This is a genomic window from Streptomyces sp. SX-6, from assembly GCF_059089585.1.
The window spans coordinates 54,201-60,826 of record NZ_JBTHHU010000043.1 but is presented as its reverse complement, the minus strand read 5'-3'; the positions used below and the strand labels follow the sequence as shown (position 1 = coordinate 60,826).

At 72.1% G+C, this 6,626-nt stretch carries 7 protein-coding genes; 1 reads left to right on the top strand and 6 read right to left on the bottom strand.

Going from position 1 to position 6,626, the window contains the following annotated elements:
* From ACV530_RS33015 to ACV530_RS33000, 4 genes are all read right to left on the bottom strand, one after another.
* Positions 1 to 374 (bottom strand): ACT domain-containing protein (locus ACV530_RS33015; protein WP_494336375.1); only part of this gene is annotated, 374 nt, incomplete at its 3' end.
* A gap of 375 nt (positions 375 to 749) precedes the next feature.
* Positions 750 to 3,080 (bottom strand): HelD family protein, encoded by a 2,331-nt coding sequence (locus ACV530_RS33010; protein WP_494336374.1) that lies wholly within the window; start codon positions 3,078 to 3,080, stop codon positions 750 to 752.
* Positions 3,081 to 3,210: 130 nt separating this feature from the next.
* Positions 3,211 to 3,915, bottom strand: coding sequence for an anti-sigma factor family protein (locus ACV530_RS33005; RefSeq protein WP_494336373.1), 705 nt, complete (start codon positions 3,913 to 3,915; stop codon positions 3,211 to 3,213).
* Positions 3,912 to 4,451: a sigma-70 family RNA polymerase sigma factor gene (locus ACV530_RS33000; protein WP_494336372.1), complete on the bottom strand. Its 540-nt coding sequence runs from the start codon at positions 4,449 to 4,451 to the stop codon at positions 3,912 to 3,914. Before ACV530_RS33000 ends, ACV530_RS33005 begins: the two co-directional genes overlap by 4 nt.
* Positions 4,452 to 4,695: 244 nt before the next feature.
* Here ACV530_RS33000 and ACV530_RS32995 point away from each other — a divergent pair, with 244 nt between their 5' ends.
* The gene (locus ACV530_RS32995; RefSeq protein ID WP_494336371.1) at positions 4,696 to 5,595 is read left to right on the top strand and encodes a DUF3455 domain-containing protein; all 900 of its coding nucleotides are present in this window, start codon (positions 4,696 to 4,698) and stop codon (positions 5,593 to 5,595) included.
* A gap of 4 nt (positions 5,596 to 5,599) precedes the next feature.
* On the opposite strand, the gene ACV530_RS32990 is transcribed toward ACV530_RS32995, so the two are convergent.
* Together ACV530_RS32990 and ACV530_RS32985 are read right to left on the bottom strand one after the other, a co-directional pair.
* Entirely contained in the window at positions 5,600 to 6,199 is a 600-nt protein-coding gene (locus ACV530_RS32990) for a CGNR zinc finger domain-containing protein (RefSeq protein ID WP_494336370.1), read from the bottom strand.
* 110 nt (positions 6,200 to 6,309) lie between these two features.
* Positions 6,310 to 6,552, bottom strand: coding sequence for a hypothetical protein (locus tag ACV530_RS32985; protein WP_494336369.1), 243 nt, complete (start codon positions 6,550 to 6,552; stop codon positions 6,310 to 6,312).
* Between the last annotated feature and the right edge of the window lie 74 nt (positions 6,553 to 6,626).

The following is a 6,626-nucleotide window of genomic DNA, read 5'->3' as shown; positions in this document are numbered from 1 at the left end:
ATCGCCATGCACACCCGCGCCACACCGGGGGTGTAGACCATCGACAGGTCGTCACGGTTGCGGATCGGGTGCTTGGACGCCATCTCGATCTTGCCGCCCAGATGCATCAGGAACGTACGGTCCGACACCTTCCCGACCGTCACACCCTCGATGCCACGCAGCTCCTGCACGATCTCGTCGGCGTGCGCGGTGGACGTCGCGGCGACGGTCACATCGATCCGCAGCATCTCGTGGCCGGACGCGGTCACGTCCAGGCCCGTGACGGAACCGCCGGAGGACTCCACGGCCGTGGTGAGCTGGCTGACCGCGGTCCCGCTCGCCGGGACCTCCAGCCGGACCGTCATCGAGTACGAGACGCTAGGCGCCGTTGCCATGGCCGCTTTCCCCTGTCTTTTCCTGATCATGTTGTTCCGCACGCGTCTCCGCGCGACATTCGATCGTCCCACCTACCCGTCGGTAGACGGTAACCACCCCCGGATTCCGAAAGGTGTCTCTCGCCATACGAGAGCGACAACGGAGGGGGCACACAACACGACGGGCGCCCTTTTCCGTGGAAAAGGGCGCCCGTCGGAACGCCTGTGACACCGGCCCGCCATGCTCGCCTCGCGGCAAGTGGTCGCTCGAAGCGACGAAGGTTGGGCCCGGGGGCTTGGATCGAGCCGGTGCCGTACCCAGGCTAACAAACGCCCCCGCGAAGTGATTCCGGTGGCGTCGGCCGACTTCAGCCGGCCGACTTCAGCCGGCCGGCGTCAGTCCCGGAGCAGGTCCGGCACCCCGTGCGCGTCCGGCTCGTCCCGCTCCCCCGCGAGCACCGTCAGCCGCTGGGTGGCGCGGGTGAGCGCCACGTAGAGCACGCGCAGGCCCGCCGGGGACTCGTCGGCGATCTCGGCGGGCGACACCACGACGGTCGCGTCGTACTCAAGGCCCTTGGCCTCGAGGCTGCCGAGCACCACCACGCGGTCGCCCAGCCCGCTCACCCACGCACGCGCCTCCTCGCGGCGGCCCATGGGGACGACCACGCCGATCGTGCCGTCGACGTCGCCCAGCAGGTGCAGCGCCTCCTCGCGCACCGCCGCGCCGAAGCCGTCGCCCGCGACGGCGAACCGGGGCACGACGCCCGTCGAGCGGACGGCCGCCGGGGACTCCATGCCCGGCATCGCCAACGCCAGTACCTTCGCGGCCAGTTCGGCGATCTCCGCCGGGTTGCGGTAGTTCACCGTGAGCCGGAAGCGGCGGCGCGGGCGGGTGCCGAGCGCCTCGTCCCGGGCGGCGGCCGCCTCGTCCGGGTCGGACCAGGAGGACTGCGCCGGGTCGCCGACGATCGTCCACGTGGCGTGCCGGCCGCGGCGGCCGACCATGCGCCACTGCATGGGGGTGAGGTCCTGCGCCTCGTCGACGATGACGTGCGCGTAGTCCCGGCGCTCCTCCGCCAGCCGCTCGGCCCGTTCGCGCCGCGACTCCTGGCGCACGGGCATCAGTTCCTCGAGGCCGGTGAGGTGGTCCAGCGGGTCGGCCTCGCGCGGCCGCTTCGGGCGGGCGGGGGCGCCGAGCAGCGTCTCCAGCTCGTCCAGCAGCGCCACGTCGTGCACCGACAACGGGCCCTTGCCGGCGGCGTCCAGACGCCCCAACGAGCGTGCCAGCAGCCGCACTTCGCGCGGGTTGAGCACCCGGCGCGACCAGCGCGACAGCCGCCTCTCCTCGGCCAGCACCGCGAGCACCCGGCGGGGCGTCAACTCCGGCCACCACGCGGCGAGGAAGTCGGTGAACGAGTCCTCGGTCGTGATGTCCTCGTCGAACGCGGACCGGGCCTCCGCCGCGAGTTCGGGATCCGTGTAGCGCCTGGGGCCGCCGGACTTGGACCACAGCGCGTCCAGGATCAGTCTCCGGGCGCGCGGGCGCAGCAAGTTGACGGGGGCGGTGCCGCCGAGCGCCGTCTGGCGGATGCGCCGCAGTTCCTCGGCTTCCAGCTCCACGCGCGCGCCGAACGCCACGACCCGCAGCCGCGCGGGGACGTCGTCCCCGGCGTCCAGCACTCCCCGCACCGCCTTGCGCAGCACCTTGAGCATGCGCGACGAGCCCTTGATCCGGGCGACGGCCGGATCGTCGTACGTGTCCGCCTCGGCCCCGTCGACCAGGGACCCCACGGCGCGGATCGCGACCTGCCCCTCCTCGCCCAGCGACGGGAGCACGCCCTCGGTGTAGGCGACGAGCAGGGGCGTCGGCGAGACGACGAGGATGCCGCCCGCGTACCGCCGGCGGTCCTGGTAGAGCAGGTACGCGGCGCGGTGCAGGGCGACCGCGGTCTTGCCCGTGCCCGGTCCGCCCTCCACCTCGGTCACGGAGGCGGCGGGGGCGCGGATGACGAGGTCCTGCTCGGCCTGGATCGAAGAAACGATGTCCCGCATGGTGTGGCTGCGGGCCTGCCCGAGCGCGGCCATCAGCGCGCCGTCGCCCACCACGGGCAGCGTGGTGCCGTCCAGGGTCGCGGTCAGCTCGGGGCGCAGCAGGTCGTCCTCGACGCCGAGGACCCGGCGACCCTTGGAGCGGATGACCCTGCGGCGTACGACCCGGCCGGGGGCGACGGGAGTGGCCCGGTAGAACGGCGCGGCCGCGGGCGCCCGCCAGTCGATGACCAGCGGCGAGTAGTCGGAGTCCAGCACCCCGATGCGGCCGATGTGCAGGGTCTCTGCGATCTCGGCCCGCTCGCCGCGCACGGCGTCGTCGGCGGGCTCGACGGAGGTGTAGGCCCCGTCCGGGCCCTTCTTGCCGTCCTTGCCGAGCAGCAGGTCGATGCGGCCGAAGAGGAAGTCCTCGAACTCGCTGTTCAGCCGGTTGAGATGGACTCCGGCGCGGAACACCTGGGCGTCGCGCTCGGCGAGCGCCCCCGGTGTGCCGACCTGGCCGCGCTTGGCGGCGTCGTCCATGAGGAACTCCGCCTCGTGGATCTTCTCCTCGAGGCGCCGGTACACCCGGTCCAGATGGTGCTGTTCGGCACCGATCTCACGGTCGCGGACACCGTCCGGCTGTTCGGTCCCGGTCTCCGTCGCCACGTGCGCGCGTGTGGCGTTCTGCGCGGCCACCCAGGCCCCCTTCTGTGTGCGTTGGGCAGCCTTCAACCGTACGCGAACAGGGGTACTGAGCGCACCTGTCAGGACATGAGAGGTTTGGCACGAAGGGTCGTGCGAAGAGGTCATACGGTGAGATCACAGATCACACGTTGACGGTCGCGATGTGTCTGCCGGCGAGCGTACGGACCTCGAAGCGGACGATGTCCTTGCGGTTGAAGGCGGTGCCGCCGTGGGTGTACAGCGACTCCCTGCCCTCCTTGTAGGTGTCGAGGCCCTTGTCCGTGCCGTAGCCGGACGCGGGGACGGCCCACGTCGTGACGGTCTGTTCCTGGCCGTTCCTGCCGACGGCCACGAGGCGGCAGGTCTCCGGGCCCCCGACGTTGTCGAGCTTGAGGGCGACGCGGGTGCCCCACGGCTTGTCCTGCAGCGACACGGTCGCGGCGGCCTTCGTCGCCGGGTCGACCGCGCTGTACTTGTCGCCGTGCTCGTACATCTGCTGTGCCGCGCTGGGGTGGTCCTCGGCGGTGAGGACGGCGGTGACCGGCGGCCCGGCGGCCACCAGCACGGCGGCGGCCGCCGCGAGCACGTATCTGCGGGTGCGCTGCTTGCGGCGGATGCCGCAGACGTCCACGAGCAGCCGGTCGAGCAGCTCCGGCCGGGGCCGCGGAAGATCGGCGCCCGACTCCCTGGCGTCGGCGAGCAGCGGGGCCATGCCCAGCAGGCCCTCGAGTTCCGCGGCGCACCGCGCGCACTCGGCGAGGTGTTCCTCGAAGCGCTCGGCATCACGCGGGTCGAGGACTCCGAGCGCGTAGGCTCCGACGTCGGTGTGCCGTGCCGGCTCGGTCATGCCGTCACTCCCCGTTCCTCGAGCGAGAGCTTCATGGAGCGCAGTGCGTAGAACACCCGGGACCTGACCGTTCCGGCCGGTACGCCCAGCGCCGTAGCGGCCTCGCTCACCGTACGTCCTCTGAAGTAGGTCTCGATCAGTGCCTCCCGATGGGCCGGGGAAAGATCGCCCAGCGCCTCGGAGATCGTCATCAGGCGCAGGGCCCGGTCGATCTCGTCGGCCGCCGGGAGCTGTTCGAGCGGCCCGGGGTCGACCTCCGGGGGCCGTGCCTGCCGGCTGCGGTGGTTGTCGATGACGATGTGCCGGGCGACGGTCACCAGCCAGGGCCGTACGGAACCGGTGGCTCCGCGCAGCCGGTCGGCGTTGCGCCATGCCCGCAACAGGGTCTCCTGGACGATGTCCTCCGCCCGCTGGCGGTCGCCCGCCACGAGGCGGGAGACGAAGGCGAGCAGGGCCGCGGCGTGCTCGTCGTAGAGCGCGCGCATCAGCTCGTCATCAGTGCGCGTCCTGTCTGCCACGCGGGCATCCTTGCGCACAACGTTTCCCCGGGTCGACAGGGCGATTCGGTGGTCGCACCCCCGTCCTCCGTACGGGTTCCTCATTGGTCAATACGGACGGATGCGCCGACGCGTTCATTCCGGCATTCCGGCTGCTTTCCGAGCGGGAGAATCCGCTGTGACGGAATTCTCGGGCAACCGCTGAGCGTGCGCGCCGCCGCGGCCGTACGACTACCCGGGAAAGGCCGGTGCAGGGGGCACCGGTCACGACAGGGGGAACATCATGCAACGCCACAGCGTCATGTTCGCCATCACGACCGCCGTGGCCTCCGTCGCGGCGGGCACGGCCTTCGGCATGACCCTCCCGGACGGCAGTACGGACGGCGACGCCGGCGGCTCCGACACGGTCTTCTTCGCCGCGAGCCTCACCGGCGACCGGGCCACGGACGACCGGGACGGACGGGCCCTCGCGTTCCTGCGCGTCCAGGGCGACGAGGTGTCCTTCGCCTTCTCCTTCCGCGGCATCGGCATACCCACCCTGGGCTATCTCCAGCAGGGGGCACGCGCGAGGAAGGTCGCCTTCTTCACCAGGAAACTGCCGGACGGGCGCACCTCCGTGACCGGCACCGTCACCGCCGTGGACCGGAAGCTGCTCGACTGCCTGAAGTCCGACCCGGGCGGTTTCTCCGTCAACCTCCACACGGAGAAATCTCCCGGCGGCGCGGTCCGCGGCCGACTCCACGCGCTCGGCGTCCCTCTCGACATGGACAAGGCGCTGAACAGCTTCGAGGCCCCCGTCGTCCGGGGCAGCCAGGTCTACGCCTGCGCCCGGCGGGGCAACGGCAGCTTCGCGTTCGTCCAGGACGACGTCCGCGCCACCCTCGACCGCGGCATCGCCCACTCCTTCGTCCGCCCCGGCGGCGCCCCGCAGTGGGTGGCGCCCGACGGCTCCGCGGTCACCGGCAAGCTCCTCGCCCAGCTGCCCAACGACACCGCGAACATCCCCGAACTGGACGTCGCCGCCGTGCCGTTGGGCGTCCGGCGCGGCCTGCTCGCCTCGACGGGCGAGGTACTGCGCGTCAACACCCATGGCGGCACGGCTCCTGCGGGCGTGTGCGATCCGCGCCGTCAGCTGCGGGTGGAGGTGCCGTACGAGGCCGACTATGTGTTCGTCGCCAAATGAAGCCCTATTGGCGGCTGTTGACCACCCGGCGCCGGTGCCGGGCCACGCGCTCGCGGTTGCCGCACACCTCGCTGGAGCACCAGCGACGACGGCGGCCCCGCGAGGTGTCGAGGTAGAGCAGCGTGCACGCCTCGCCCTCGCACTGGCGCAACAGGCCGCGCACGGCCGGATCGGTCAGCAGCTCCACCGCGTCCCGGGCGACCACGCCCAGCAGGGCACCGCAGTCGGGGCCGCCGGACACGGCCCGTACGAGACTGCCGTCGGCGCCCCTGACCGCGTACAGCGCGGGCGGCGCGGCGGAGGCGATGGCGTTGACCCCCGCGAGATCGGCGTCGGCGGCCCGGCCACTGCCCGCGGCCTCGGCGCGCACGACGCGGTGCAGGAGCTCGCGGGCCGCGTGGAACCGCCCGAGCCAGTCCGCGTCCACGGCATCCAGCGGGGTGCCGGCGGGCACGGCGCCGGAGCCGACGAGCCAGGCGCACAGCCGCTCCGGGGTGCCCAGCCGCTCGACCCGCTCCTCGCCGAGCCGTCCGGCCGCCGTGGCCATCAGATCCAGGCACAGCCGCCCGGAGTCGAACCGCAGGTCGTAGGAGGCCGCCGCCATGCCCGTGTCACCTTTTTCTGGGCTTTCCCGCCGGGATCGAGGTACGCCGTCCTCCAGAGTGCCCCGTGGGACGGCCGCCCGGAACCCCTGGGGCGGCTGTGCCCAGCTCCTCAGGAACCCGTGCTCCTCAGGAACCCGTCACCGTGCGCACTGATGTGAGCCTCCAGGGCATTCAGCGCGTCCTGCGTGGCCTGCTCGCCGCCACTGCCGCGCTTTTCCGCGTAGTAGGCGGCGCCGAGCTTCCTCAGAAGGTCGTTGCCGGCCCGCTGGGCCTGCACTTCCTCGACCTTTTCCTTGCCCTGCGCCAGTGCCTGCTGCGCCTGCTCCTTGGCCCGGTCCAGGAATCCGGCCATGGCCACCTCCCGCGGTCGTCCGAATAGTTCGGCTCCTCCGCATTGTCGGCCCGTACGCGGCGCCCCGGCAAGCG

Coding starts and splice junctions, on each gene's coding strand:
- ACV530_RS32985 (WP_494336369.1), bottom strand. CDS start 6,552: ATGGCCGGATTCCTGGACCGGGCCAAGGAGCAGGCGCAGCAGGCACTG.
- ACV530_RS32990 (WP_494336370.1), bottom strand. CDS start 6,199: ATGGCGGCGGCCTCCTACGACCTGCGGTTCGACTCCGGGCGGCTGTGC.
- ACV530_RS33005 (WP_494336373.1), bottom strand. CDS start 3,915: ATGACCGAGCCGGCACGGCACACCGACGTCGGAGCCTACGCGCTCGGA.
- ACV530_RS32995 (WP_494336371.1), top strand. CDS start 4,696: ATGCAACGCCACAGCGTCATGTTCGCCATCACGACCGCCGTGGCCTCC.